Origin of the sequence: Pseudomonas sp. PDM24 (assembly GCF_019218905.1) — a bacterium.
Classification (GTDB): domain Bacteria; phylum Pseudomonadota; class Gammaproteobacteria; order Pseudomonadales; family Pseudomonadaceae; genus Aquipseudomonas.
On sequence record NZ_JAHUWR010000003.1, the window covers coordinates 575,065 to 598,615 of the forward strand.

25 protein-coding genes are annotated in these 23,551 nt (G+C 57.7%); 19 read left to right on the top strand and 6 right to left on the bottom strand.

All coding sequences use genetic code 11. From position 1 onward, the window contains the following. Window positions 1-72 precede the first annotated feature (72 nt). Both KW837_RS14265 and KW837_RS14270 read left to right on the top strand, forming a co-directional pair. Window positions 73-987, top strand: a complete 915-nt coding sequence (locus KW837_RS14265; RefSeq protein WP_218396618.1) for a GGDEF domain-containing protein — start codon at window positions 73-75, stop codon at window positions 985-987. Between the two features lie 9 nt (window positions 988-996). Beyond that, a complete protein-coding gene (locus KW837_RS14270) occupies window positions 997-2,034 on the top strand; it encodes an AraC family transcriptional regulator (protein ID WP_218396620.1) in 1,038 nt (345 codons plus the stop codon). A gap of 109 nt (window positions 2,035-2,143) precedes the next feature. Here the strand turns inward: KW837_RS14270 and KW837_RS14275 are convergent, their stop codons facing one another. Continuing rightward, window positions 2,144-2,998 carry a LysR family transcriptional regulator gene (locus KW837_RS14275; protein WP_218396623.1) on the bottom strand — a complete coding sequence of 285 codons (855 nt, stop codon included), beginning with the start codon at window positions 2,996-2,998 and terminating at the stop codon, window positions 2,144-2,146. A 95-nt stretch (window positions 2,999-3,093) separates the two neighbouring features. Between KW837_RS14275 and KW837_RS14280 the strand changes: the two genes are divergently transcribed. Together KW837_RS14280 and KW837_RS14285 are read left to right on the top strand one after the other, a co-directional pair. Beyond that, window positions 3,094-3,735, top strand: a complete 642-nt coding sequence (locus KW837_RS14280) for an FMN-dependent NADH-azoreductase (RefSeq protein ID WP_218396625.1) — start codon at window positions 3,094-3,096, stop codon at window positions 3,733-3,735. Between the two features lie 245 nt (window positions 3,736-3,980). Beyond that, on the top strand, window positions 3,981-4,361 hold the full coding sequence (locus KW837_RS14285; protein WP_218396627.1) for a RidA family protein: 381 nt from the start codon (window positions 3,981-3,983) through the stop codon (window positions 4,359-4,361). A 112-nt stretch (window positions 4,362-4,473) separates the two neighbouring features. Here KW837_RS14285 and KW837_RS14290 read toward each other — a convergent pair whose 3' ends face one another. Then, window positions 4,474-5,487: a GlxA family transcriptional regulator gene (locus KW837_RS14290; protein WP_218396629.1), complete on the bottom strand. Its 1,014-nt coding sequence runs from the start codon at window positions 5,485-5,487 to the stop codon at window positions 4,474-4,476. Window positions 5,488-5,812: 325 nt separating this feature from the next. Here KW837_RS14290 and KW837_RS14295 point away from each other — a divergent pair, with 325 nt between their 5' ends. The 6 genes from KW837_RS14295 to KW837_RS14320 all read left to right on the top strand — a co-directional run bounded on the left by KW837_RS14295 (window position 5,813) and on the right by KW837_RS14320 (window position 11,445). Then, a complete protein-coding gene (locus tag KW837_RS14295; RefSeq protein ID WP_123499602.1) occupies window positions 5,813-6,040 on the top strand; it encodes a hypothetical protein in 228 nt (75 codons plus the stop codon). 236 nt (window positions 6,041-6,276) lie between these two features. Then, window positions 6,277-7,128, top strand: a complete 852-nt coding sequence (locus KW837_RS14300) for a putative selenate ABC transporter substrate-binding protein (RefSeq protein WP_218396631.1) — start codon at window positions 6,277-6,279, stop codon at window positions 7,126-7,128. Next, window positions 7,125-7,922, top strand: a complete 798-nt coding sequence (locus KW837_RS14305) for a phosphonate ABC transporter ATP-binding protein (RefSeq protein WP_218396633.1) — start codon at window positions 7,125-7,127, stop codon at window positions 7,920-7,922. Before KW837_RS14300 ends, KW837_RS14305 begins: the two co-directional genes overlap by 4 nt. Beyond that, the gene (locus KW837_RS14310) at window positions 7,916-8,743 is read left to right on the top strand and encodes an ABC transporter permease (protein WP_218396635.1); all 828 of its coding nucleotides are present in this window, start codon (window positions 7,916-7,918) and stop codon (window positions 8,741-8,743) included. The genes KW837_RS14305 and KW837_RS14310 overlap by 7 nt, the downstream gene beginning before the upstream one ends. After that, the gene (phnE, locus tag KW837_RS14315; RefSeq protein ID WP_218396637.1) at window positions 8,740-9,507 is read left to right on the top strand and encodes a phosphonate ABC transporter, permease protein PhnE; all 768 of its coding nucleotides are present in this window, start codon (window positions 8,740-8,742) and stop codon (window positions 9,505-9,507) included. Before KW837_RS14310 ends, phnE begins: the two co-directional genes overlap by 4 nt. Window positions 9,508-10,083: 576 nt before the next feature. Continuing rightward, window positions 10,084-11,445 carry a hypothetical protein gene (locus KW837_RS14320; protein WP_218396639.1) on the top strand — a complete coding sequence of 454 codons (1,362 nt, stop codon included), beginning with the start codon at window positions 10,084-10,086 and terminating at the stop codon, window positions 11,443-11,445. A gap of 147 nt (window positions 11,446-11,592) precedes the next feature. Here KW837_RS14320 and KW837_RS14325 read toward each other — a convergent pair whose 3' ends face one another. After that, complete coding sequence (locus KW837_RS14325) at window positions 11,593-12,465, bottom strand: DNA/RNA non-specific endonuclease (RefSeq protein WP_218396641.1); 873 nt, start codon at window positions 12,463-12,465, stop codon at window positions 11,593-11,595. Window positions 12,466-12,778: 313 nt separating this feature from the next. On the opposite strand from KW837_RS14325, the gene KW837_RS14330 reads away from it, so the two are divergent. Together KW837_RS14330 and KW837_RS14335 are read left to right on the top strand one after the other, a co-directional pair. Beyond that, window positions 12,779-13,180 carry a hypothetical protein gene (locus KW837_RS14330; RefSeq protein WP_008073195.1) on the top strand — a complete coding sequence of 134 codons (402 nt, stop codon included), beginning with the start codon at window positions 12,779-12,781 and terminating at the stop codon, window positions 13,178-13,180. A 213-nt stretch (window positions 13,181-13,393) separates the two neighbouring features. Continuing rightward, window positions 13,394-13,675, top strand: a complete 282-nt coding sequence (locus KW837_RS14335; protein WP_123499616.1) for a DUF3303 domain-containing protein — start codon at window positions 13,394-13,396, stop codon at window positions 13,673-13,675. Window positions 13,676-13,718: 43 nt separating this feature from the next. Here KW837_RS14335 and ligD read toward each other — a convergent pair whose 3' ends face one another. Further along, window positions 13,719-16,343, bottom strand: coding sequence for a DNA ligase D (gene ligD / locus KW837_RS14340; RefSeq protein WP_218396643.1), 2,625 nt, complete (start codon window positions 16,341-16,343; stop codon window positions 13,719-13,721). A gap of 180 nt (window positions 16,344-16,523) precedes the next feature. On the opposite strand from ligD, the gene KW837_RS14345 reads away from it, so the two are divergent. The 7 genes from KW837_RS14345 to KW837_RS14375 all read left to right on the top strand — a co-directional run bounded on the left by KW837_RS14345 (window position 16,524) and on the right by KW837_RS14375 (window position 22,209). Continuing rightward, window positions 16,524-16,976 carry a cupin domain-containing protein gene (locus tag KW837_RS14345; protein WP_218396645.1) on the top strand — a complete coding sequence of 151 codons (453 nt, stop codon included), beginning with the start codon at window positions 16,524-16,526 and terminating at the stop codon, window positions 16,974-16,976. 190 nt (window positions 16,977-17,166) lie between these two features. Further along, window positions 17,167-17,532 (top strand): VOC family protein, encoded by a 366-nt coding sequence (locus KW837_RS14350; protein WP_218396647.1) that lies wholly within the window; start codon window positions 17,167-17,169, stop codon window positions 17,530-17,532. 217 nt (window positions 17,533-17,749) lie between these two features. Beyond that, the gene (gene pcsA, locus KW837_RS14355; RefSeq protein WP_032830527.1) at window positions 17,750-18,472 is read left to right on the top strand and encodes a phosphatidylcholine synthase; all 723 of its coding nucleotides are present in this window, start codon (window positions 17,750-17,752) and stop codon (window positions 18,470-18,472) included. Window positions 18,473-18,483: 11 nt separating this feature from the next. Beyond that, window positions 18,484-18,870, top strand: coding sequence for a DUF488 domain-containing protein (locus KW837_RS14360; protein WP_218396649.1), 387 nt, complete (start codon window positions 18,484-18,486; stop codon window positions 18,868-18,870). Between the two features lie 426 nt (window positions 18,871-19,296). Next, entirely contained in the window at window positions 19,297-20,478 is a 1,182-nt protein-coding gene (locus KW837_RS14365; protein ID WP_218396651.1) for a DUF4236 domain-containing protein, read from the top strand. Window positions 20,479-20,542: 64 nt separating this feature from the next. After that, window positions 20,543-21,001: a GNAT family N-acetyltransferase gene (locus KW837_RS14370; RefSeq protein WP_218396653.1), complete on the top strand. Its 459-nt coding sequence runs from the start codon at window positions 20,543-20,545 to the stop codon at window positions 20,999-21,001. 281 nt (window positions 21,002-21,282) lie between these two features. Further along, on the top strand, window positions 21,283-22,209 hold the full coding sequence (locus KW837_RS14375; RefSeq protein WP_218396655.1) for a universal stress protein: 927 nt from the start codon (window positions 21,283-21,285) through the stop codon (window positions 22,207-22,209). Window positions 22,210-22,354: 145 nt separating this feature from the next. Here the strand turns inward: KW837_RS14375 and KW837_RS14380 are convergent, their stop codons facing one another. Both KW837_RS14380 and KW837_RS14385 read right to left on the bottom strand, forming a co-directional pair. Then, window positions 22,355-23,167, bottom strand: a complete 813-nt coding sequence (locus tag KW837_RS14380; protein WP_218396657.1) for a class I SAM-dependent methyltransferase — start codon at window positions 23,165-23,167, stop codon at window positions 22,355-22,357. A 36-nt stretch (window positions 23,168-23,203) separates the two neighbouring features. Then, entirely contained in the window at window positions 23,204-23,476 is a 273-nt protein-coding gene (locus KW837_RS14385) for a DUF4242 domain-containing protein (protein ID WP_218396659.1), read from the bottom strand. Window positions 23,477-23,551 lie beyond the last annotated feature (75 nt).

Here is a 23,551-nt window from a genome sequence, read left to right on the forward strand (position 1 = left end):
CCCCCGTCACCCGACTGTCACAAACATCTGCTGTGCTGGCGCGCATTGCTTCTTCGCCAAAGGATCGCGGCCATGTTCTCAGTGCTCAAACCCCACCGTTGGAAACTCGCCCTGCTGCTGTTGGCCGCCAACCTGGGGTTGCTCCTGCATCTGGCCTGCGGCGAGGTGAAACCGGTCAGCGAATGGGTCTGGCTGGACATCGTCGGTGAAGGCGGTTCGGCGCTGCTGGCGTTGGTCTGGTTGGGGTTGGTACTCAAGAGTCGGCCAGCCGGGCGCGTCACCAATTACCTGGTGCTGGGTTTGAGCGGGATCTTTTTTTCCTGGTGGATCGACAGTCTCGACGAGTTCATCCGCCTGCCTGACAGCATCACCTGGGATCACTGGCTCGAGTCCGGGCCGATGCCGGTCGGCATGATCCTGCTGACCATCGGCATCTATCACTGGCACCGCGAACAACTGGCGATCAGCGCGCAGATGGAGAAACGCGAGCGGCTGTTCCGCGAGCATCGGTTATTCGACAAACTCACGCCGTTGGGCGGCGCCGATTACCTCAAGCGTCAACTGGCCGGCAGCCTTGAGGAAAGTCACGGCCAACAACAGCCGTTGTCGTTGTTGGCGCTGGACCTGGACAACTTCTCGGCCATCAATCAGGCCTTCGGGCATGCTGAAGGCGACGCCGTGTTGCAAGCGGTCAGTCATTTGCTGCTGCTCAACCTGCGGCGCCAGGACTTGCTCTGCCGACTGGCCGGCGACCGTTTCGTGGTGCTGCTGCCCAATACCGGCGAGAGCCAGGCAAGGTTGCTGGCGCTGGAACTGCAACAAGCGGTGCAGGGCCTGGCACACAAAACCCGGCTGCATGGCGAACGCTTGCAACTGTCGGCGAGCACGGAGGTGGTGATGGCGCTGAACGAGTCGCCGGACGCCCTGCTCAAGCGCCTTAACCTGGCGCTGGCCCGGGCCAAGCAGCCTCTGGCAAGAACGGCCTGAGGCCCGGCCATGACCCTGAAAACCACATGGTACGAAACCGATAGCCGCTTCATTCCCGGGCATTATCAGCCGGCAACCCTGATTGATCTGGCGCTGTCCCGGGACATCGACAGCCATCGTCTGCTGCGCGGCACCGGGCTGTTTCATGAAGACATTCTGGCTGGCCAGACCCGCCTCAGCCCCCAGCAGTTTTTCGCACTGATCGGTAATAGCCGACGTCTGCTGGATGCCGATGACAGCAGTTTTCTGTTCGGTCAGCGCCTGCTGCCCGGACACTACGGCGCCGCCAGCCACGCCCTGCGCCATGCCCAAAACCTGCACCAGGCACTCGACACCCTGGTGCAGCAACAGGCGCTGCTCAGCCCGTTAATGACGCCGCGATTGGTGCTGGATGAAAAACACGCCTATCTCTATTGGCTGGACAGTTGCGGGGCCGGCGAGCAATGGCGCTTTCTGCTGGAAGCAAGCATGACCTCGCTGGTGGCCATGAGTCGCGCGCTGAGCGGCCAGCGTCTGCCGTGGGAATGCAGTTTCAGCCATGCCGAGCCCCGTTATGTCGAGCAATATTGGGTGCATTTGGGCGAGCACACTCAGTTCAACCGGCCTCTGGACCTGATGCGCATCCCCCGGGAATTTCTCGCCCAGCGATGGCCCGATGCGTCGGCCACTGCTGGCCAGGTCGCCCGTCAGGAAGCTCAGGGGCAACTGGAGCAGTTGGGCTGCACGTCGAGCTTTCTCGACTGCCTGTACCGCTATTTGCAGCGCCACGTGCGCCACACCCCAAGCCTGGAACAAGCCGCCCAGGCCTTCGCCATGAGCCCCGCGACCCTCAAGCGCAAACTGCAAAAACACGACACCGGTTTCCAGCAGCAGGTAGATTTGGTGCGCAAGCACGTGGCCCTGTACCTGTACCAGATCAAGGGGTTCAGCAATGAAGCTGTGGCCGAGTACCTGAGCTTCAACGATGCAGCAAACTTCCGCCGCTCGTTCAAGCGCTGGACCGGCAGTACACCCAATTTGATCCGTCAGTTGTTCAATCCCGGCTGAAGCGTTATGCGATCGGCCCTGTAGGAGCTGTCGATCGCAGCCTCGCGGGTTCGGCAGCGGCTACAAAAGCGTCGCGGTTGAGCAATGCCTCAGTAATCGACCCAGACAGTCAAGCCCTTCGCGTGGAACAATACTCCACAATGAGCTGAGAGAGCGCCGCCACAATCGCCTGATCCGCTTCAGCAGAGGCAAACAACCGAAACTGCGCATCCGGCAAATCCGGCAATCCTTGTTCCGCCCCCAGAGCCGCCAGTCCCTGCCCCAATTGACTGACCGTCATGGGCGCCACCGCGAAACCAGCCAGCGCCGCCGCCCGCAACCCGGCGGTGCTGGTGCATGACATCGCCGTACGTTGGGCGATCCCCGCCTGAGCCAGCCGCCTCAGCGCGATCTCACGATAAGGACAAGGCTCGGGGAACAGCGCCAGCGGCAACGGTGTCGGTAACTGAGTGACGGGCTGCGCCGACCAGGCCCACACCAGCGGTTCTTGCCACAGTAGCAACCCCGCTTCGCTGGTTTCGCACAGAGAACCGATGACCAGCTCAAGATCGCCTTGCTTCATCAGGTTCAGCAACGTGCCAGGAATGCCCACCTGCACGTCGATTGCCATGCCCGGGTACTGCGCCGCGAAATCCTGAAAAGCCCGCAGCAATCGCGGTTCGACAAAATCCTCCGACACCCCGATCCGCACCCGCCCGTGAAACGGTGTGCGCGTCAGTTGCGCCCAGGCATCACGGTTCAACGCGAGGATCGTTCGCGCATAAGCGATCAGGCGCTCGCCATCGGGCGTCAATTGCTGGGAACGGGTTGTACGCGTCAACAGCGGTTTTCCGACTTGCTCTTCAAGTCGCCGCAAGTGACCGCTGACCGCAGATTGGGTCAGGTGCAGCTTTTCGGCTGCGCGACTGAAACCCTCTTCATCGACGACGGTGACGAATGTTTTTAACAGCAGAATATCGAACATAGCTCAATTCGTGATTAATGGCTTATTTATTCACGATTTATATTCCAAATAAAACTATGTTGCAATGGTCCAACTTCCCCCGCCCGAGACACGCCATGACCACCCTTCTGCATATCGAATGTTCCCCGCGCAAACAGCGGTCAGCCTCCCTTGAAGTCGCCCGCAGCTTCATTGCGCGCTATCAAGAAAACACCCCGGACACCGAAATCCTCACCCTCGATCTTTGGAACATGGTGTTGCCGGAATTCGATGAGCTGGCAATGGACGCCAAATACGCCGGGCTCAATGGCACGCCCTTGACCCCGGCGCAGCAAAACGCCTGGAACACCTTGAAAGACCTGGCCGGGTTCCTGCACCGCGCAGACGTCCTGGTGATGTCCGTACCGCTGTGGAATTTCAGCATCCCGTACAAACTCAAACACTTCATCGACCTGGTGTCGCAGAAAGACATTTTATTCAGCTTCGACCCGGAACGCGGTCTGGAAGGCATGCTGCGCAATAAAACCGCCGTGGTGATGTACGCCCGCGGCCTGGATTTTTCGGCGCAGTCGATCACGCCAGCGGAGCGCTTCGACTTTCAGAAGCCCTACGTGGAAGCCTGGCTGCAATTTATCGGCGTGAGCGATGTGCACTCGGTGATTGTCGAGAAAACCATCCTGGGGGAAGACGTTGACCAGGCTGCGCGTAAGGCCGCGACTCAACAGGCCATGAGGCTGGCAGATAGTCTCGTGCTGTAAACTGACCGCGGTACCTTAAGTCATAATGCGAACGCTGCGTTCGCCCGTAGCAGCTGTCGAGCTCCAGCGAGGCTGCGTTCGGCTGCAAAGCAGTCGTAAAATCAGAGATTACGATACATCAGGCAGACCGCGTTAGCCGGATTCACGACTGCTTCGCAGCCGAACGCAGCCTCGCTGGGGCTCGACAGCTGCTACAACTGCCCCATGCACAAACGCCCTTTACCACCTCAAGCAAGAGAACCTTCATGGCAAATCGCGACATCACCTTTCTCCCCGACCCGGACCCGGAATCCATCTCCTCCGATGTCGCCGGTTTCGGCGGCCTGTTGGTCTCCACTCAAATCCCCACCCGCGTCGACGGTAGTCTGGAGCTGGGTGGCATCGCCGAGCAGAGTGAATGCACTCTGCAAGCGCTCAAGGTAGCGTTGGAGCTTGCCGGCAGTTCGATGGACCGGGTGCTGCATCTGACCATCTACCTCACTGACATGGCCGATCGCGCCGCTTTCAACGAAGTCTACAAGCGCTTCTTCGCCAAGCCCTGGCCGGTTCGCGCCGCCGTTGGCGTGGCCTCCCTGGCGGTCGAAGGTATGCGCGTGGAAGTCACCGCGATGGCGGCCAAGGGCTAAGTCTGCGGACTTGTCCGGTGCACCTGCTCCAGCGAGCGGCCGCCACGGCATCACTCATTCCCAACGGCAGGTTTGCGCCGTCGGGAATGAGTGATGCACTCAAAAAAAGCGGCTATTTGACCAGCCGTTTTTCCTTGGAAGGCCTGTAGCCGAAGTACGAGCTATAGCACTTGCTGAAATGACTGGGCGACACAAAGCCACAGGCAACCAGCACGTCTACCTGGGACAGTTCTGTGTGCTGAAGGAGTCGACGCGCTTCGGTGATGCGCAGCTCCATGTAATATCGCTGCGGCGTGGTCCCGAGCTGCTCCTTGAACAAGCGTTCGAGTTGTCGCCGGGAACGGCCCGCGTAGACTGCCAGCTGCTCCAGCTCAAGAGGCTCTTCGAGGTTGGCATCCATCAGCTTGACCACCTCTCGCAGCGGCGCGCTCACACAGATATTTTCAGCCGGTTTGATGCGCCGGTAGCGAGACTCCTCGAAAGCAAGAATGTCCTCGATACCCTCGACCAGGGCTTTATCGTGCAGTTCCTTGATCCAGTCCAACGCCATATGAAATGCCCCAGAGGGACTGGACGCGGTGAGCCGGTCTCGATCAATCACATAGGGTTCACTGGTGACATGCGTCGCCTTGGAGATTTCCGCGAGTGCGGGGCGATGTTCGGGGTGAATGGCGCAACGGTATCCATCGAGCAAGCCTGCGCTGCCCAGGAACCATGCACCGTTCCACAACCCGGCCAGAATGACACCCTGATCTGCCGCCGCTCGCAACAGGCTGATGAGCTCATCAGTCGCCTTCAGTTCTGTCCTGTAGCCACCGCAAATGACCAGCAGGTCCAGGTTGTGAATGGCTGAAGAATCGATACGTGCATCCGGCCGAATGACCAGGCCCAGGTCGCTGACGACCTCCCCCTCATTCAAGCCGAACGTTCGGGAAGAGAACAACCCGGGGCGCAGAAGATTCGCGGTGACAATCGTATCCAGTGCTTGCGTGAACGCGGGCAGCGAGAAATGCTCGAGCAGCAAAAAGCCTGCCCGAGTCATTCGAGCAGGCTCGCCAGTGTTTTCATTCAGATAGCGGAGGTTTTTCCCCTTCATGCCTCCGCTGAATTGACGTCGTTCGATCAATGTTCGACCCACTCGGTTACGTTAACCAACCTGTCATTAGGTGCGCTAATAAAGCTAATGCTACCTGCAGAAGCTCAAAAAGCCCTAGCGCAATTATGCGACCGATCAGGCCAGTTGAAAGCCGTGACGAAGCGGGTCTTTATCATCGACGAAAATGGTGTTGTGGCCGGGGACGACACGCGAGAGAGCGTTTGCGACATGCCATTGAGGCAAGGGAGAGGCGTTATTGAAAACAGTAAGCATTGAACCGCGTCATAAAGGCTGAAAAACCCGAACTCCCTCCACACCGATGAATCCAATTTATAGGCCAATGGAGGTGAGCGAAATGAACAATGATGACCGTGTTAATGACGACGAATCAGAAACGACCTCGAACATCCCGCCTGCCGATACCTCTGGCAATCCCGACGATGTGGTTGAAACAGAGCTTGAGGACAGCGACAACGACAACGACAACGAAGGTATAAATCAAACCCATGCCCGGGAGCTGGAGGCTGAAGAGCTCAGGCGAAAAATAGCGGAGATAGAACGCAAGGTGGCGGACGGTAACTAGCAGGGTGCCGCTGGAACGAGAGAAATCATGATGCAGACGTTGGTGGGGGGTGATCTCCCAAACGGTATTATGCGTTCCGGAAATTGACCGCTTTGCGTTTTGGATTCAACCCGCCGATGCAACAGATTGCAATTGGGCCAAAACCGGTCAATATCGCTCCCTTTCGTCTACCCTCACAAAGCGCCAGGCCTGCCTGGCGCCTCGACATTCTTTCGTTAATACACCGGAGATTTTCCATGCTCAAGCGTACCCTGGCATTGGCCGTCAGCTTGATCCTGCCTTTTTTCACCCTGTTGGCGCAGGCCGCCGATACGCTGAAAGTCAGCGCGATTCCCGATGAAGCCCCGACCGAACTGCTGCGCAAGTTCAAGCCGCTTGGCGCCTATCTGGAACAACAATTGGGCATGAAGGTCGAGTTCGTGCCGGTGAGTGATTACCCGGCCGTGGTCGAGGCGCTGGCTACCGACCGCATCGACCTGGCCTGGCTGGGCGGCTTCACGTTCGTGCAGGCACGCCTGAAAACCGGCAATGCCATTCCGCTGGTACAGCGCGAACAGGACGCCCAATTCACCAGCAAATTCATCACCGCCGACCCTGCCGTCAAGTCCCTCGCCGATCTCAAGGGCAAGACCTTTGCATTCGGCTCGGTGTCCTCCACATCGGGCAGTCTTATGCCGCGCTACTTTATGCTCAAGGACGGCATCAAGCCTGAAACCTACTTCAGTCGCGTCGGCTACTCCGGTGCCCATGACGCCACTGTCGCCTGGGTCCAGGCCGGCAAGGTCGACGCCGGCGTACTGAACGCCAGCGTGTGGGAAAAACTGGTCGCCGCCGGCAAGGTCGATACCACCAAGGTCAAAGTGTTTGCGACCACTCCGGCCTACTTCGACTACAACTGGACGGTGCGCGGGACCCTCGATCCAGCGCTGGCGGCCAAGATTAAGGCTGCCTTCCTGGCCCTCGATCTGGCGAAGCCTGCGGACAAGGAGATTCTGGATCTGCAGGCCGCCAGCCGATTCATCGAAACCAAGCCCGAGAACTACAAGGGCATCGAGGAAGCCGCACGCGCCGCCGACCTGCTCAAATGACATTGCGTCTAACCCAGGTCAGCCTTACCCACGCCAATGGTGTCCAGGCGCTGCGTGGCGTGGACCTGCACATCGGTGCAAACGAACAGGTCGCCATCATCGGCCCGTCCGGCGCGGGCAAGTCGAGCCTGCTCAACCTGCTGGCCACTGCCCTGCGACCGGGCAATGGCGAGCTGCAGGTGCTCGGCGAGCGAGCCTGGCAGCTTTCTGCCCGTCAGCGTCAGCGTCTGCGCGCGCGCATCGGCCTGATCCATCAGTCGCCCCCCCTGCCACCGCGCCAGCGCGTGATCACCGCGGTTCTGGCCGGTAAGCTGGGTCAGTGGGGTCTGGGCAAGAGCCTGCTGAACCTGCTGCACCCACTGGATATTCCGGGCGCACGCGCGGCATTGGCCCGGCTGGACCTGAGTGACAAGTTGTTCGCGCAATGCCAGCAACTGTCCGGTGGACAGCTGCAACGTGTGGGCATTGCCCGCGTGTTGTACCAGGCGCCCGAGGTGTTGCTGGCCGATGAGCCGGTTTCGGCCATGGACCCCGTGTTGGCCCAGCACACGCTTTCGGTGCTCTGCAGCCATGCCCGGCAGCACAACGTCACCCTGGTCGCCAGCCTGCATGCGGTGGAGCTGGCCCTGGCGCACTTTTCGCGCATCATCGGCTTGCGTGATGGACAGATCCTGTTCGACCTTCAGGCCAGCGAAGTCGACCGTGAGTTGCTCGACAAGCTTTACGCCAACGAACAACTGCTATCCCCACCGATTGCTCCGGCGCCCTTGAGTGTGCAGATTCCCCGATGCTGACCCGTGATACCCGAGATCCGGCCACCCGGCCCCGCCTGCTGTTCACATTACTGGCCCTTGCCCTGCTGTGGCCAGGGATCCACTTCAGCGAATTGGACCTCAGCGTACTGGTGGCGAGCGACAGTCAGAGCGAGATGGGCCGGTTTGTGTCCGCCTTCTGGCCACCGGCCCATGGCGAAGCGTTCATTGAGCTGTTGTTGCAAGCCACCCTGCAGACCCTGGCCATCGCCACGGCCGGCATGGCCCTGGCGTTGCTGTTGGCAGTCCCCGCCAGCCTGTTGGCCAGCCGCGCTCTGTCGCTGTCTGCGGCCTCCCGTGCCGGCCACCCGAGCTATTGGGGCCAACTGCTGCGTTGGCCGGTACGCGGTTTGCTGATCTTCCTGCGCAGCGTGCCGGAAATCGTCTGGGCCCTGCTGTTCGTGCGCGCCGTCGGCCTCGGCCCGACGGCCGGGGTGCTGGCCATTGCCATTACCTACAGCGGCATGTTGGGCAAGGTCTATGCGGAAATTTTCGAGTCGGTCGACCAGCGCCCGGCCCACGCGCTACTGCAATCGGGCAGCGGTCGGCTCACAGCCTTCTGCTACGGGATCCTGCCCAATGTCGCTGCGGAATTGCTGTCGTACACGGTTTACCGCTGGGAATGCGCCATCCGCGCCTCGGTGGTGATGGGCTTTGTCGGTGCCGGCGGTCTGGGCCAGCAAATAGATCTGTCGTTGCGCATGTTCGCCGGCGGTGAAGTGGCCAGTTTGTTACTGACGTTCCTCGTGCTGGTGCTGCTCGCCGATCAACTCAGCCGCCTGCTGCGCTGGAGGCTGGCATGAATCGCCTGATCAATCTGGCACTGCTGCTCTGCATCGGCGCAGCGGTGATCGCCTCGTTCATCTACCTGGGCATCGACCTCGGCGAGCTGGGCGGCACCGGCAACCTGAAGCAGATGGGTGCTTATGCGCAGCGTTTTCTCAGCCCGGACCTGAGCTCCGGTCATCTGCAAGCCATCGGCCACGGTGCTCTGGAAACCATTGCCATGTCTGCCCTGGGCACCCTGCTCGCGGCGGTATTCGGTCTGCTATTGGCATTGCCTGCGGCCGGGCGTTTCGGCTGGCCATTGCAAAGCGCGGCGCGTCTGGTGCTCAACGCTTTGCGCGCGGTTCCGGAACTGGTGTGGGCCGCGCTGATGGTCCTCGCCGCCGGCCTCGGCCCCAACGCCGGTACCCTGGCGCTAGCCCTGCACACCACCGGCGTGCTCGGTCGGCTGTTCGCCGAAGCGCTGGAAAACACCCCGCCGGAACCGGCCGAAGCCATCCGCTTGCAGGGCGGCAACGCCGTATGGGCTTTCTGTTACGGCACACTGCCCAACCTGTTGCCACAGCTACTGGCCTACGTCCTGTACCGCTGGGAAAACAATATCCGCATGGCCAGTGTGCTCGGCTTCGTCGGCGCCGGTGGTTTGGGGCAAATGCTCTATGTCAGCCTCAGCCTGTTCCAGGAAGCGCAAGCCAGCACGGTGATTCTGGCCATGCTGTTACTGGTATTCGCGGTCGATACATTGAGCAGCTGGAGCCGTCAACGGTGGGTCAAGGCTTGACTGCTTCAGATGCATCTGCAAGGCGCCCGGCAATCGTTCAGTGGGTCTTCGAAGCTATGCAAACCCGAGGAACGACAGGATAACCACGACGATCACAACGACCCCTACGATGTAGATGATGTTGTTCATGAAGGCGACCTCTCAACCTGGACAGGACTGCGACACGAGGGTGCTACAAATACAAAGTACTGCACCTTTGCGCGCAATTCCATTCGGAACACACATAGGCCCCGCTCTCACCGAAACCTTGGTTTGACGCCGGGGAAAAGGACGACGGATTCGTTTTCCCTGAACGTCAGCCCGGGGGATTTCGGCCAGTCACGACAGCCTGGGCCAAGCGCGGCCTCCCAAAACCAAGGGATGCACTCAGTTTCCCCGACCACCTATTGATCGCGGTCTGTCATCGGCTAGTGGTGCTGAGGTGTTGGGCGTGAAATATAGGCCTATGATTTACAGGGACTTTTAAAAAAAGTCGGAATCGGTAGCGCAGAGTTATCTAGAGACTTCTATTATTTCGTTATCGCCGAATCCGGTCTAATCACTGTTATACGTTAGCGACAAAGCCAGGAGAGTAACATGTCGATAAAAAAAAGAACGGCCTTACTCCTGCTGGCTTTTAGCTTTTTCGGAGTTACAAGTTGTGCCAACATAAGAAACTATTCAGAAATCTCAAGCGAAAGAGACAAGAGCATTGTTTCTGATATTGACTATTATGACTTTGCATACAATGTAAATGTTATTGTGCTTCCTGCAGAAATAAAAAACAAAGAAAATGTAAATATTGACAATAGCTTTTCAGGTGAATTACAGATTTCAAACTGGGGGAATTCTATCAAGAATGCGACCCAGAAAGAAATTCATAACAGTGATCGCTTTATCGAATTTGGACATTACAGTGGGCGCATTGAAATAAGCACAGAAGTATCTTCAGTATCTGTAAGCAACACCTGGAGTGGAGTCCGAACGAAGTGCAACGTTGTTTACACATATAAAGATTTAGTGGCAGGAAAAACACTCTCCAAGCATGATAGCGCCATTGAATTAATGACACTCTCCCCCACCCTACCAAAACCAAGTAATAGTGTTGTTTACAGCTTTGATCAACTTACATACGCCATTGCTCGCGAGGCGATTATTGGCCTCATTCGGTTGCCCTCCATTGCTGATATCCAGCTAACACAGAAGCAGGTGAAGTTTTATAACTCGAATATCAAAAGAAAACCCAACCAAATTATTAGCTACGTCCCAATTGACAATCTTATTAAAAAGAACAAAAAGGAACTGAACTCTGCTTTTTCAACGACTAAGAAAGTGCAAAAAAGCAGAAATAAATCGGCGAATAAAAACAAATCAAAAGTTAGAGTAGAGACCGTCTCTGCTCCCACTGCCCCCACCCTGAAATCTAACACAGCTAGTGATACAACCACCGCAAACACCGCTAAATCGAGTGAAAACTCTGCCAATCAGAACTCAAGCCAGGTTGCGATTGATACTAAAAAGGACGATAGAAGTTCAGGAGGCATTGCTGGTTCATCGGAGCGTTTGAAGGATGGCACCGTTAAAAACGACGAGCCCAGTTATGACGGCAGTGGATATATAGCCACGCCGGGGCACTATCAACCTCAAAACGAGGTATCGGCGGAGCAAGAAAAAGCAATGGATGCATGGATCAAGGAGGAAAACGCAAAGTTACAGAGAGCGACTGGCAACGCCGCTTCACGTATCGGGTATACAGCCGCACCGGGACTCAATCAACCTCAAATCGAGGTGTCGGAAGAGCAAGAAAGAGCAATGGACGAATGGTTGAAAGAGGAAAAAGCAAGGTTACAGGGAGCGACTGGCAATGCCGCTTCACGTACCGGGTACACAACCATACCGCGACTCTATCAACCTCAAAACAAGGTAGAGGCAGAGCAAGAAAGAGCAATGGATGAATGAACGAAAGGGCAATAAAGCAAACTCCGCAACCAACGCCAAAGAGTGCGGATCGGAAAGTCGCAGCAACTTTTGAACCGCCGCTATTTATCCGTGAATGAAACACCCCATCGGTTGCCTCCAGCCTTTGGGGTGCAATTCATCAAGCCATCAAGAGCGCCCTACGGAACCTGTGACCGGTAGATTCCCCAGCAATTTGAGCCCGGTACTCTTCACGAAAGCGTCATAGTCCATCGGTCTCTCGATACGAGTTTCAGCGTTAGGCAGTACGTAGGCCCAGGCACGCTTGGACGATGCGTCGTAAACCAGCTTGAACAGGCGGGTCGGCACCCAGACCTTGTTGTCGCCGATAGTGGTATGGCCTGAATCAAAGAGCGGGCCGGTAAAGACAAAAACATTGCCATCGGCTCGCTTGGCAAACTTCCTGACATCGGACTCGACCTTACTCCAGATCTTCCGATTATTGGTTGGGTCCTGCGGCACCATGTTCGACAGTGCAAAGGATTGAGCCATTGCATTGGGATTCGGAGCATCGGCTGCCGGGGATTGATGGCCGCGGTCCACGGCCGGATGTTGGCTACGGTAGTCGCTCAACTCTGCCCGCCCACTCTTGGGGATGCGTGGGTCCGGGTAGAACTGGTTGGTGCGCTCCTCGCCTTTGGCATCCTGCAGCTGCGCGGCATTAAGGCGTTCGACCACGACCAACGGCGTCTTGCTGGTTTGCGAGTACAGCACCGCAAAGTTGTCGGAACACAGGGCCAGGGGTTTCATGGTTGCAGGCACAGTGGTCGTGTTGATCGGTTGCGCAGCCGGGAACAGCTCTGCGCAGCCGTCAAACGATGCCTGTTTCTGTTTGTTCGAATAGAGGCCCAGGGCCGCGTTCTGGCTGATCGAGCCCGAGCGGGATACTTGCTCCTGATGCTGGGTGGGCGGCTTGATGAGATCCAGCAGACTGCGGGCTTCTGCCCCGGTCGAGAGCAAAACAAGGGCCGACAGCCCAACTGCAATTTTGCGTAGGTGCATGCTTTAAATCTTCGAATTGGATTGAGGGGTAAACGTACGGCGAGTCCCGATTCACGGAACCTGGTGGAGGCGGTTGCTGATTATATTGCGGCGAGCATGCTTTCACTGTCCTTGATCAAAATGTCGATGCGGATCCGGTCGGTTCGCGCGGGATTTATTGACCATCACAAGTCACTTTAGTGCTGAGCAGCGTTTACATTCGACTCGTCGATGCTCTTCGAAGAAGCGATCGGCAGAGGAATGTAGACATCGCGCTCAACGGCACAACAACCCCATGGGCAAACCCGATCATAGCGCTCTATGATTGAACCCCATGACGACCTCTCTTCCAATCCGCCAACCCTGCCCGCCCGGAGCCTGCATCTGCGAGCGTGAGCCGTTGCTGGAAACCCCCGGCGCGGATCTGCGCATCCTGAGCCTGACCCGATCGGAGGAAAAGCGCTTGGTCGAGCGCCTGGAGAATCTCCAGAGCCTCGGCGATCTGGAGCGGCTGCAACGCCGGATGTACGAGCAATTGGGTCTGCGCGTCGAGATCGTCCCGGGCTTCAATGAAGTGCGCACCATGCGCGGCATCAACATCACCCTCGGAGAACTGCCGGGCCTGTGCCGCAAAACCCGTCAGTCGATTCCGGCGGCGATTCGTCGAGGGCTGGAGAAGCGCCCGGAGATTGCCTACGAGCTGCTCAATGCCAACGACTTGTTGCGTGATGCCTGATTGTTCTCGCTGTTATCTCGATATGTTCGTTTCAAATGTCCTGAAAGAGGATCAGCGGTCGTACGCGAAACGCGGGCCGCTGCTATGCCTTCTGATGGGAGAAAGGGTATCAGGCCAGCCAGGATGGAACTGGAAACACAAGCGTGGCCGTGGCCCCGGCGCCAGCCATGTGCGCGAAGATAAAAGGTGCCAATCCGTAGCAGGAGGTGGCAGATGTTATTCATGGTCCGTTGGTCCATCAGTCCGCAACAGCGTAATAGCGCAATCGAACGTTTTCTCAAGACCGGTGGCGCGCCACCCGCAGGCGTCAAGATGCTGGGGCGCTGGCATGCCGTCGGTGGCTCGAGTGGTTTTGGCATTGCAGAAGCCAGTGATCCGGTGTCGATTCAGAAGTGGGTGCTGGAATGGAGCGACCTCATGAGCATGGAAGTCCACGCCGCACTGACCGATGAACAGGTGGCGCCGCTGCTGGCTGCCGCAGTCGGCAAGCAATAGGCGTCGAGGCGGCGAGTGCCCTCGCCGCCTTCCTTCTGATTCACTATTTTTTCATCCCCACCCGCCGCCGCATGTCGGCAGTTATCGTCTGGCGGGTTTTCTTCAGGTCGGCCCAGGGTTCGTCACCGATGTCGGCCAGGCGCTCATGCACGTTATGTACGTTCCATTGATTGCCACCCTTGAGCTCGGCCACCTCCTCGCGAAAGATCGGCACCGACACCGGCAGCCCTTCGCGGGTGCGCACGGCATACGCGCAAATAGTGGTGGCGCCCAGACCGTTGCGCAGGTAGTCGATGAAGATACGCCCGATACGGTTTTTCGGTCCGGACACCGCGGAAAAACGATCCGGCAGTAATTTGGCCATGTGGCTGACGATCGCGTGGCTGAAGTCCTTGACCTCGTCCCAGCCTTGTTTGCGGGTCAGTGGTACCACCAGGTGAATCCCCTTGCCGCCGCTGGTTTTGAGAAACGTCTTGAGCCCCAACTCATCCAGCACCGTGAGCGTTAGCTGGGTCGCTTCGATCATGCTTTTCCAGGGCAGCGCCGGATCCGGGTCGAGATCGAGGACGAAGCGATCGGGTTTATCCAGATCGACTGACGTGGCATTCCAGGTGTGCAGTTCCACCGTGCTCATCTGCACCGCGCCGATCAGCGCTTTGGCGTTGTTGATGATCATCACCGGTTGGCCCGTCAGTTCCTTGTCCAGGGTAACAATCCCCGGAATGGCCAGGCGTTCGGCGTTCTTCTGAAAGAACAGTTCGCCGGCGATGCCGTCCGGCGCGCGCACCAGCGCCACCGGCCGGTCCTTGAGTTGCGGCAAAATCCACTCAGCGACGTTGGCGTAGTACTCCGCCAGTTGCATCTTGGTCGTGCCGCTGCTGGCGTCGATCACCCGGTCCGGGTGCGTGATCCGCACTTTGCCGCTGGCCAGGCCAATCTGCGACGGCGCGACAGTCGACTGGGCAGTTTTCGGGTCGGCGGCGTCAGGTTTCTCGGCGGCGGATTTGTTCTTCGCTGCGGATTTTGCTGCGGCAGTTTTCGAGGCTGATGTGTTCACGGTTGTCGGCAACTCCTCGGTGATTTCTTTGGCAGGCTTGTCATCGCGCAAACCATGGAACACGGCGTGGCGCACCGAGCCGTCCTTGGTCATTTCGGCAAAAGCCACTTCCGCCAATAAAGTGGGTTTAAGCCAATGCACACCCTTGGCTTCGAAACCGCTGGGTGGATTGATTACCGACGGCTTTTTCGTCTGCAGCGGTTTCAATTGTTCGTAAATGCGCTTGAGAGTCGCCTCATTGAACCCGGTGCCAACCTTGCCGGCATAGCGTAATTCACCGCTGTCGCGGTCGTGCAACCCCAGCAGCAACGCGCCAAAGGCACTGCGTGCGCCCTTGGGGTCGGTGAAGCCGACCACGATGAATTCCTGCCGGTGCTTGCACTTGAGTTTGATCCAGTCACGGGTGCGCCGAGACACGTAAGGCGACCCCAGGCGCTTGCCGATCAGTCCTTCCATCTTCATTTCGCAGGCACTGTTGAGCAACGCCTCCGGGGATTCGTCGAAGGCGTCGGAGAATCGCAACAGCGGGTTTTCATTGAGTTTGAGCACAGTCGCCAGCGCCGCCCTGCGCTCCTCGACGGGTACTTCACGCAGGTCCACGCCATTGAGGTAGGGCAAATCGAACAGGTAGTAAACGATGCTGGCGCTACTGCCGGAGTCGAACGCGTTTTGCAGCGCCTGGAAATCCGGAACGCCCTGCTCGTTGGCCACCACCATTTCGCCGTCGAGCCAGGCCGACTCCAGGCCAAGCGCTGCCAATGCCTCGGCTTGCCCGGGTAATTTATGGGTCCAGTCGTGACCGTTGCGGGTGAAGAGTTTGACCTCATCGTGGTCGATGCGCGCCATGACCCGGTAGCCGTCGAATTTGATCTCATAGCTCCATTCGCCGCTTGGCGCGGATTCGACCAGTGTCGCCAGTTCCGGTTTGAGCAGCTCCGGCAGTTTGGCTTTGCGCGCGCCCGTCAGTTGTGCCGACTTTTCCTTACGCGCCTTGGCCGGGGCGTTTTTGATCGGTTTGGTTTTTTCAGCGCCGTGCTTTTTTTCCAGAATGGTGCGGTCGCTGAGCACGCTGTCCGGCTCGGCGGCAACCACGTCGTATTCGCTGCCGGGTCTGGCGGCGCTGTCCTGATGCTTGATCAGAAACCATTGTTCCTGCTTGCCCGGCATGTGCGTGCGCACGAGGTTCCACAGGCCGCCGAGCTTTTCTCCTTTCAGCTCGAATTTCAGCCGGCCCTTGGTGTACGCCTTGGCCGGATCATCCTGGGGAATCCACACCCCACGGTCCCAGACGATCACATCACCGGCGCCGTAATGCCCTTCGGGAATGGTGCCCTCGAACGTGGCGTAATCCAGCGGATGGTCTTCGACGTGGATGGCCAGGCGTTTGATCTTGGGGTCCAGCGACGGCCCTTTGGGCACGGCCCAACTTTTCAGCGCGCCGTCGAGTTCCAGGCGAAAGTCATAGTGCAGGTGCGAGGCGTCATGCTTCTGAATGCAGAATTGCAACGCATGATCCTTCGCTGTTTTTTTGCCCGAGCGTTTGACGGCGGCCGGTTCCGAGGTCGCCGAGAAATCGCGCATGCGGTTGTAATCGTCCAGGTTCTTGTTCATGGCTGATGCTCGTTGCCGAACGCTGAGTGGGCAGGTTCTACATCAGCAGAGCGACAGGCCCGGAAGAAAATTCCATCCCCGTTGAAATTGCCCGGACAGACGGACCAGTGCCGCGGCACTGGCTCGCGGTGCAGTGAATATACTCAGCGGATGGGGGATTCATGCCTCGGAGAGCAAATCATGCGAACGGTTCACGTCATCGAAGCCGGGAAAACGCCCGCGCCGGTCAAAGTTGTTGGAGAGACCATCACTATTCTTGCCGGTGGCGATCTGACCAAACCCTTTGAAGTGCATATCCAGGAAGGTGTGCAGGGTGGCGGACCACCGCTGCACTTTCACCCTTGGGACGAGGCGTTTTATGTCATCGATGGGCAGGTCGAAGTGACCGTCGCGGGTCAATCCACCACCGTCTCGCCCGGGGGTTACGTGCACATCCCCGCTGGGGCGATCCATGCTTACAAGAACATCAGCCCTACCGCGAAAATGATCGGTGTGGTTTCCGATCCACGCGGCGGTCAGTTCTTTGCGGCGTTGGATCAGCTCAAAGTGCCTGAAGACCTGCCTCGGATACTGGAGATATCTGAAGGCTTTGGCGTTACGTTTCTGCTGCCGAAATCACCAGAACACGCGTAGGAGCTGCCGCAGGCTGCGATCTTTTGATCTTGGGCATTTTCAAAACCGCTGAAAATCAAAAGATCGCAGGCTTCGCCAGCTCCTACTTCGTCTGGCTGACGTCATGGGTGCAGCCCTTGCCCTTCACACTCCTGACAGAAACTGACACTGCCTCCTTTTATGCTGCGCCCACCTTGAATGGAGCAGCCCTATGATCACTCCCCGTTTTATTTTGCTTTTCGTGGAAAGCCCCGCTGTCAGTGCGCGGTTCTATGAGTTTCTGCTGGAGCGCAAGCCCGTGGAAGAGTCACCGGCTTTCGCGCTATTTATCCTGGATGGCGGCTACAAGCTGGGGCTCTGGTCACGGCATACGGCTGAGCCTGCCGTGGATGTAACGGGTGGCGGCACCGAGCTGGCGTTCCCGGTGGAGTCCGCCGAACAGGTCGATGCGCTGTATGCCGATTGGAGCGCTCTGGGGTTGACCATGGTGCAAGCGCCTACAGAACTCGACTTCGGTCGCACCTTCGTCGCGCTTGACCCGGATAACCATCGTCTGCGCGTGTTCTCTCCTCACTGAGCCGGTGCCCGCCTCGACATCAGTCAGGCGCAGGCGTACAGCGTTCACTACATGCCCCGGATATTTCCGGGGTATTTTTTTGCGCGGCGACTAAGATTCAAGGTTGGTGAACCTTATCCCTGCAAATCCGGTCGATACCTGCAACCCGACCCGGTTTGCCGATGCCCTAAACAAGAGGGTGATCATTGGCTTGCTTCACTTTCTGGAGAACGCCCCCGTGATATCCACCGTACACATTGCCAGGCTCAAAGCATGGGGCGCCCATGGTTTTACCGCCACTGGCGTGGTCACAGCCTTCCTCGCGACCCTCGCTTTGTTGGAGAATCAGCCGACCAATTGCCTGCTGTGGCTGGGCGTGGCGCTGATCGTCGACGGTCTGGACGGCGCGCTGGCACGCAAGGTCAATGTGCAGTCGGTGCTGCCAAGTTTCGACGGTTCGATCCTCGACCTGGTGATCGACTATCTGACGTATGTATTTATTCCGGCCCTGTTCATCTACCGTTACATCCCGTTGCCGGACTACACCCTGCTGCTGACCGTGTCGCTGATTCTGGTGTCGTCGCTGTTTTGCTTCTGCAACGTCAACATGAAGAGCAAAGACAACTACTTCCAGGGCTTCCCCGCCGCGTGGAACGTGGTTGCGCTATGCCTGTACATCATCGATCCATCGCCGTGGATCACCCTGCTCACCGTCATCGGCCTGGCGCTGTTGACCGTGACCCGCATGAAATTCCTGCACCCGTTCCGCGTGCGCCGGTTCATGCCGATCAACATTGCCGTGACGGCCATCTGGCTGCTGTGCAGCTTGTCGCTGGTGGTCAACCACCCGGTCATCAATCCGCTGGTGATGGGTTTGTGGCTGCTGATGTCGGCCTACTTCCTGGGGATCTGCTTCTGGCGCACGGCGCTGGAGTGGTTCGACAGCTCGCGGCTCAAATAGGCACTGCGATCATGCCCATCCACATCGTCCAACTCGGCTCACCCCGCACCGCGGATGAAGGCCTGCGCCTGGGCACGGTACGCCGCCCGCCCCGTGGTGTACCGAAGGCCGAATTTGCCAGCCGGGATTTTTACGACGTGTGGCAACCGCTGCTGTCCCCCAGCCCCGAATTGGTGGCCGAAGCCAAAGCGGCGGAAGATGCCAAAGCCTGGGATGCTTTCAAGCGCAAGTTCAAGGCCGAGATGAACCATCCCGCGCCCAGTCAACTGCTCGACCTGCTGGCCGCCCTCTCCCATCAAACGTCGCTGGCGGTAGGGTGTTATTGCGAGGACGAGGCTCACTGCCACCGTTCCGTGTTACGGGAGTTGCTGGAGGCACGGGGCGCGAAGGTTGTTTAAATTAAATGAACTACACAAATCCCCTGTAGGAGCGAGGCTTGCCCGCGAAGAAGTCAGCCGATTCAGCATCAATGTTGCCTGACACACCGCCATCGCGAGCAGGCTCGCTCCCACATTAGAATTCCTGCGTGACACCCATCGCATGAACACCGCTGACCCCTTGTGGGAGCGAGCCTGCTCGCGATAGCGGTTTCCCTCAGTGACTCACAGGCGTGGGCCAATAGACTTCCATATCGATATCCGGAGCGACGACAAACATTACGCTCGGCTTGCGGGTTCGGTTGCTTCCTTGGGGATGGATTGGGGTAATGATCGAGCGTTCGGTCAGCTACCGATCTCAACCAAAAGCCTTGTCAGCCACACAATTTCGGACGATTCTGATTAGCCATCACGGAAGACATGCTTAGGCACATCAGGAGAATGACCATGCCAGTGCGATTCAGGAAATCCATCAAGCTTGCTCCAGGAATCCGCATGAATCTGAGTGGCTCAGGAGTGGGATGGACACTTGGCCCACGGGGTTCCTCCATTGGAATCAGTAAAAGAGGTACACGCTTAAACAGTAGTTTCATGGGGTTTTCTTCCAGTCAAAAACTCACTGGCCCCAAAAAGTCGTCCAGACCTGCAATCGATTCCAAGTCCCAAGCCCTGATCTCCCTGACGTGCGAAGTGGACGACGAGGGAAATTTGTCTTTTCGTGATGCCAATGGTGATGAGCTCCCTGAACACGTCATTGACGCTGCGAAAAAGCAAAATCGGGACGTCATCCTTTCCTTCATTCAACGCAAATGCGATGACATCAATAACGGCATCGAACTGCTCAGTAACATTCACCTCGATACCCCTAATTGTCTTTCACGTCCGACCTTTACCCCTATGGCTTTCGACGAACCAGAGCCAACACAGCGAAGCCCAAAAAAACCATCACTGTGGGATCGACTATTCAAAAAGCGGATGCAGCGGATTACGGACCAAAATGCCCATCTTCATGCCGCTTTTCAGGTCGAGCTATATGATTGGCAGCAGCGCAAGGATCTCTTTTACCAGCAGGCAGAAATCCGTAAGCACATCATTGAGAAAGGAATCTATAACAACACGGCAGACATGGAAGTATGGCTTGAGGACGTTCTACAAGGCATTACCTGGCCTCGTGAAACCTTGGCTTCATTCGAGATTACTGAGTCAGGTGATAGCGTTTTGTTTGATGTGGATTTTCCGGAACTGGAGCACATGCCGGGAAACACAGCTACCGTGCCGGTCAGAGGCCTGAAGCTTGCCGTTAAACCGATGTCCCCAACAGCAATTCAGAAGCTCTACATGGCACACATCCACGGTGTGGCATTCAGAATCATCGGTGAGACCTTCGCCGCCCTGCCCTTGGCTAACGCAGTAGTTCTGTCGGGTTACTCGCAACGACCGAACAAAGCCACAGGAAGGGTGGGTGATGAATACCTATTGTCGGTACGCGTAACAAGAAGCGAATGGATGAAAATTGCTTTCGATCAATTGGCTCATATTGATGTAGTAGCGTCACTTGAACAATTTGAGCTACGCCGTCAGATGTCCAAGACCGGGATTTTCAAGCCCATTGAGCCTTTTAGTAACTGACACTTGACCCAGAATCCCCGTGCCTGACAGTGGGTGCCAAAGACACAAGGAATGAGGTCTTCAAGTGAACACTCAAATTCGAAACGCAACCCCCGAGGATGCGCCAGCCATAAGCCGGGTTATCGTTCAGTCGCTGCGCAGCTCCAATGCCCAGGATTACCCAGCCGAAGTGATTACTCAGATAGAGAAAAACTTTTCAACCGAGGCCATTCTCTCCTTACTCACTCAACGCCAGGTCTTCGTCGCAACCATCGATCGTCGAGTAGTGGCCACCGCCAGCCTTGATCGCGACGTTGTCCGCAGCGTCTTCGTCGACCCACAGCATCAGGGCAATGGTATCGGCGGGCAATTGATGGCGATGATTCGAACCGTCGCCATCGATAAGGAAATCGAGGTGTTACATGTCCCATCCTCGATTACCGCAGAAGGCTTTTACTTCAAGTTGGGCTTTCGAAAAGTTCGCGATGAATTCCATGGTGCCGAGCGCACGATTGTCATGGAGCAGGCTATTAGTTACTCGTAAGGGCTGCATCTGCTTGAGGTGTGTCAGACCGGACCTTTATCGACTGGAAGGCCGCCATCGCGAGCAGGCTCGCTCCCACAATTGAACTTCGGTGTGACACATCTGCACTTGAATGCAGCACGGACTTCAGCTCGCACCGAGCTTGCGGACGAGATTTTGATCATGGTCAATACTTAGAGGATTGAATGGCTATCGAATGACCACACGTCGGGCGCACAGGCGCTTCCCCATCGCAATCCAGGGGGCCCGTCGTCTGCTCGTTTACCCACGGGAGGTTTGTCATGTCTGGTCAAGCTCGTTTCATGCTGGTCGCCTCGCCCCTGATGGAACACAGCCCTGCCTTCGACCGGGCCGCAGCGCTGGCCAAAGCCGAAGATGCGGCCCTGCATATCGTGGCCTTCGACTATCTGGAGGGTCTGGCGACCGCCGGCTTGGTCAACGAAAAGGCTCTGGAGCAGATGCGTCTGGGCTATGTCGAGCGTCACCGCCAGTGGCTTGAGGAACAGGCTCGCCCCTTGCGCAAGATCGGAGTGCACGTCACCACGGAGGTGACTTGGGTCGAAAATCCGCTGGAGGAAATCCTGACGCACCTCAAAGAGCAGCCGATGGACGTGCTGATCAAGGCGCTGGAGCACCAATCACGGCTGTCGCGGCTGGTTTTTACCCCCCTCGACGTGCATTTGCTGCGCGAATGCCCGGTGCCGCTGCACTTCGTCAGCCATGCCAAGCATGCGTTGCCGCGCAAGATCGTTGCAGCGGTGGACCCCTTCCATCGTGATGATCACTACAAAAGCTTCAATGACCGGATTCTGCACGAAGCGTCAAAACTCGCGAGTGCCTGCAATGCCGAGCTCGACGTGGTCTACGCCTATGACCTTTCGTCGATCAGCTCGGACGAGTTCAGCTTCGAGAACGGTTCGGCTTTTTTCGCCTCGGACAAGGCCAAGACCCTGTTCGACTTCCAGGAGGATGCCTTCAACGAATTGGCCGCGCGCAACGGCATCGCGCCGGAGCAACGGCACATGCTCATGGGCAGCCCGACCAAGGTGCTGACTCGCTACGCCGATACCTATGACGTCGACGTGATTGTCATGGGCCGGGTCGGCCATCGCGGCATGGGCCGGTTGATCGGCAGCACCGTGGAACATCTGCTGTATAAAATGCCGTGCAGTGTGTGGGTGGTGTACACCGAGCGGCTGGATGAGTGATCGGCCTGGTCAGGTAGTCAATTCTGCACATACCCCTGTGGGAGCGGGCTTGCTCGCGAAGAGGACCTTACATTCAACAGTGATGTTGACTGAATGTCCGCCTTCGCGAGCAAGCCCGCTCCCACAGGGGATTTGTGTTGTCGTTTCAACGCCGTGTAATCACCACCTCCAGGTATTCACTGGGCACCACCAGCGACCGTTCCCCCGCCCGGTTCAGGCGATTCAGCAGTTCAGTCATGTCGTTTTCCAGGGCCGCGCCCTCTTCGGGTGGCAGGGTCGCAAAGGCCTTGTGAACCGGGCCATACCAGGTGCGGAAGGTGTCGATAAAGTGCGCGGCCGAGCGATAGCGGAAGTTGAACAACCGCCGTGTCACCTGGAGCTGAAAGTCGCGCTGATCGAACTGCGAGTGCAACCAGGCTTCGGTGCCCCAGTTCGAAGGGGGTTGCGCTCCTGGCGGTGGCGGCATGTGGCGGCCCAGGGTCTTGAACATCTGGCCGATGAAGCCTTCAGGCGTCCAGTTGGCAAGGCCGATCCGCCCTCCATGACGGCACACCCGCGCCAGTTCCGCTGCGGCCTTGGGCTGATCCGGCGTAAACATCACACCAAAGGTCGAAAGCACGGCATCGAAACTGGCGTCCTCGAACGGCAAGTCCTCGGCATCGGCCACCTGAAAGGTCACGTCCAGGTGTTCCGCCCGTGCGCGGTCTTCGCCGCGTTCAAGCAACTTGGCCACGTAATCGGTGGACGTGACCTTGCAGCCCCGGCGCGCGGCGGCGAGCGTTGCATTACCGTTGCCGGCGGCGACGTCCAGCACCTGCTCATCACAGAGCAAGTCGCAGGCTTCGGCCAGTTGTTCGCCGACGATCTGTAAGGTGGTGCCGATCACGGCGTAGTCGCCGCTGGCCCACGAGGCCATTTGACGGTTTTTCAGGGCAGTGAGGTCAATGGGGGTACTCATGAAATCTGCTCCGTTGCGGGTTGGAACTCGTCCGGCTCACTCCGCCGTGGTGGGATCGATGACGTTCATGACCCGGGAAACGCTGTTGATGGGAAATTCACCTTTTTGGGCGTGCTCCCTGATCAGTCCCTCATTCGGCGCGATGTACACGCAGTAAATCTTGTCGCCAGTGATGTAACTCTCCAGCCACTGCACCTCTGGTCCCATCTCGCGCAACACATCGCAGGATTTTTGCGAGATCGCTTTGAGTTCCTGTGGCGGCAGTGCGCCGGCGCCCGGAAGCTCGCGTTCAATAATGTATTTAGGCATGGCAACGTCCTTTTCTTGAGGGTGATGACAGGGTCGGCAATGATCCCGTCGTCCACAAACTATCGCTCCCGGATA

Bases quoted from the DNA above. Each gene is read 5' to 3' on its own strand.
- KW837_RS14265 (WP_218396618.1), top strand. From the start codon at position 73: ATGTTCTCAGTGCTCAAACCCCACCGTTGGAAACTCGCCCTGCTGCTG.
- KW837_RS14270 (WP_218396620.1), top strand. From the start codon at position 997: ATGACCCTGAAAACCACATGGTACGAAACCGATAGCCGCTTCATTCCC.
- KW837_RS14275 (WP_218396623.1), bottom strand. From the start codon at position 2,998: ATGTTCGATATTCTGCTGTTAAAAACATTCGTCACCGTCGTCGATGAA.
- KW837_RS14280 (WP_218396625.1), top strand. From the start codon at position 3,094: ATGACCACCCTTCTGCATATCGAATGTTCCCCGCGCAAACAGCGGTCA.
- KW837_RS14285 (WP_218396627.1), top strand. From the start codon at position 3,981: ATGGCAAATCGCGACATCACCTTTCTCCCCGACCCGGACCCGGAATCC.
- KW837_RS14295 (WP_123499602.1), top strand. From the start codon at position 5,813: ATGAACAATGATGACCGTGTTAATGACGACGAATCAGAAACGACCTCG.
- KW837_RS14300 (WP_218396631.1), top strand. From the start codon at position 6,277: ATGCTCAAGCGTACCCTGGCATTGGCCGTCAGCTTGATCCTGCCTTTT.
- KW837_RS14305 (WP_218396633.1), top strand. From the start codon at position 7,125: ATGACATTGCGTCTAACCCAGGTCAGCCTTACCCACGCCAATGGTGTC.
- KW837_RS14310 (WP_218396635.1), top strand. From the start codon at position 7,916: ATGCTGACCCGTGATACCCGAGATCCGGCCACCCGGCCCCGCCTGCTG.
- phnE (WP_218396637.1), top strand. From the start codon at position 8,740: ATGAATCGCCTGATCAATCTGGCACTGCTGCTCTGCATCGGCGCAGCG.
- KW837_RS14320 (WP_218396639.1), top strand. From the start codon at position 10,084: ATGTCGATAAAAAAAAGAACGGCCTTACTCCTGCTGGCTTTTAGCTTT.
- KW837_RS14325 (WP_218396641.1), bottom strand. From the start codon at position 12,465: ATGCACCTACGCAAAATTGCAGTTGGGCTGTCGGCCCTTGTTTTGCTC.
- KW837_RS14330 (WP_008073195.1), top strand. From the start codon at position 12,779: ATGACGACCTCTCTTCCAATCCGCCAACCCTGCCCGCCCGGAGCCTGC.
- KW837_RS14335 (WP_123499616.1), top strand. From the start codon at position 13,394: ATGTTATTCATGGTCCGTTGGTCCATCAGTCCGCAACAGCGTAATAGC.
- ligD (WP_218396643.1), bottom strand. From the start codon at position 16,343: ATGAACAAGAACCTGGACGATTACAACCGCATGCGCGATTTCTCGGCG.
- KW837_RS14345 (WP_218396645.1), top strand. From the start codon at position 16,524: ATGCGAACGGTTCACGTCATCGAAGCCGGGAAAACGCCCGCGCCGGTC.
- KW837_RS14350 (WP_218396647.1), top strand. From the start codon at position 17,167: ATGATCACTCCCCGTTTTATTTTGCTTTTCGTGGAAAGCCCCGCTGTC.
- KW837_RS14360 (WP_218396649.1), top strand. From the start codon at position 18,484: ATGCCCATCCACATCGTCCAACTCGGCTCACCCCGCACCGCGGATGAA.
- KW837_RS14365 (WP_218396651.1), top strand. From the start codon at position 19,297: ATGCCAGTGCGATTCAGGAAATCCATCAAGCTTGCTCCAGGAATCCGC.
- KW837_RS14375 (WP_218396655.1), top strand. From the start codon at position 21,283: ATGTCTGGTCAAGCTCGTTTCATGCTGGTCGCCTCGCCCCTGATGGAA.
- KW837_RS14380 (WP_218396657.1), bottom strand. From the start codon at position 23,167: ATGAGTACCCCCATTGACCTCACTGCCCTGAAAAACCGTCAAATGGCC.
- KW837_RS14385 (WP_218396659.1), bottom strand. From the start codon at position 23,476: ATGCCTAAATACATTATTGAACGCGAGCTTCCGGGCGCCGGCGCACTG.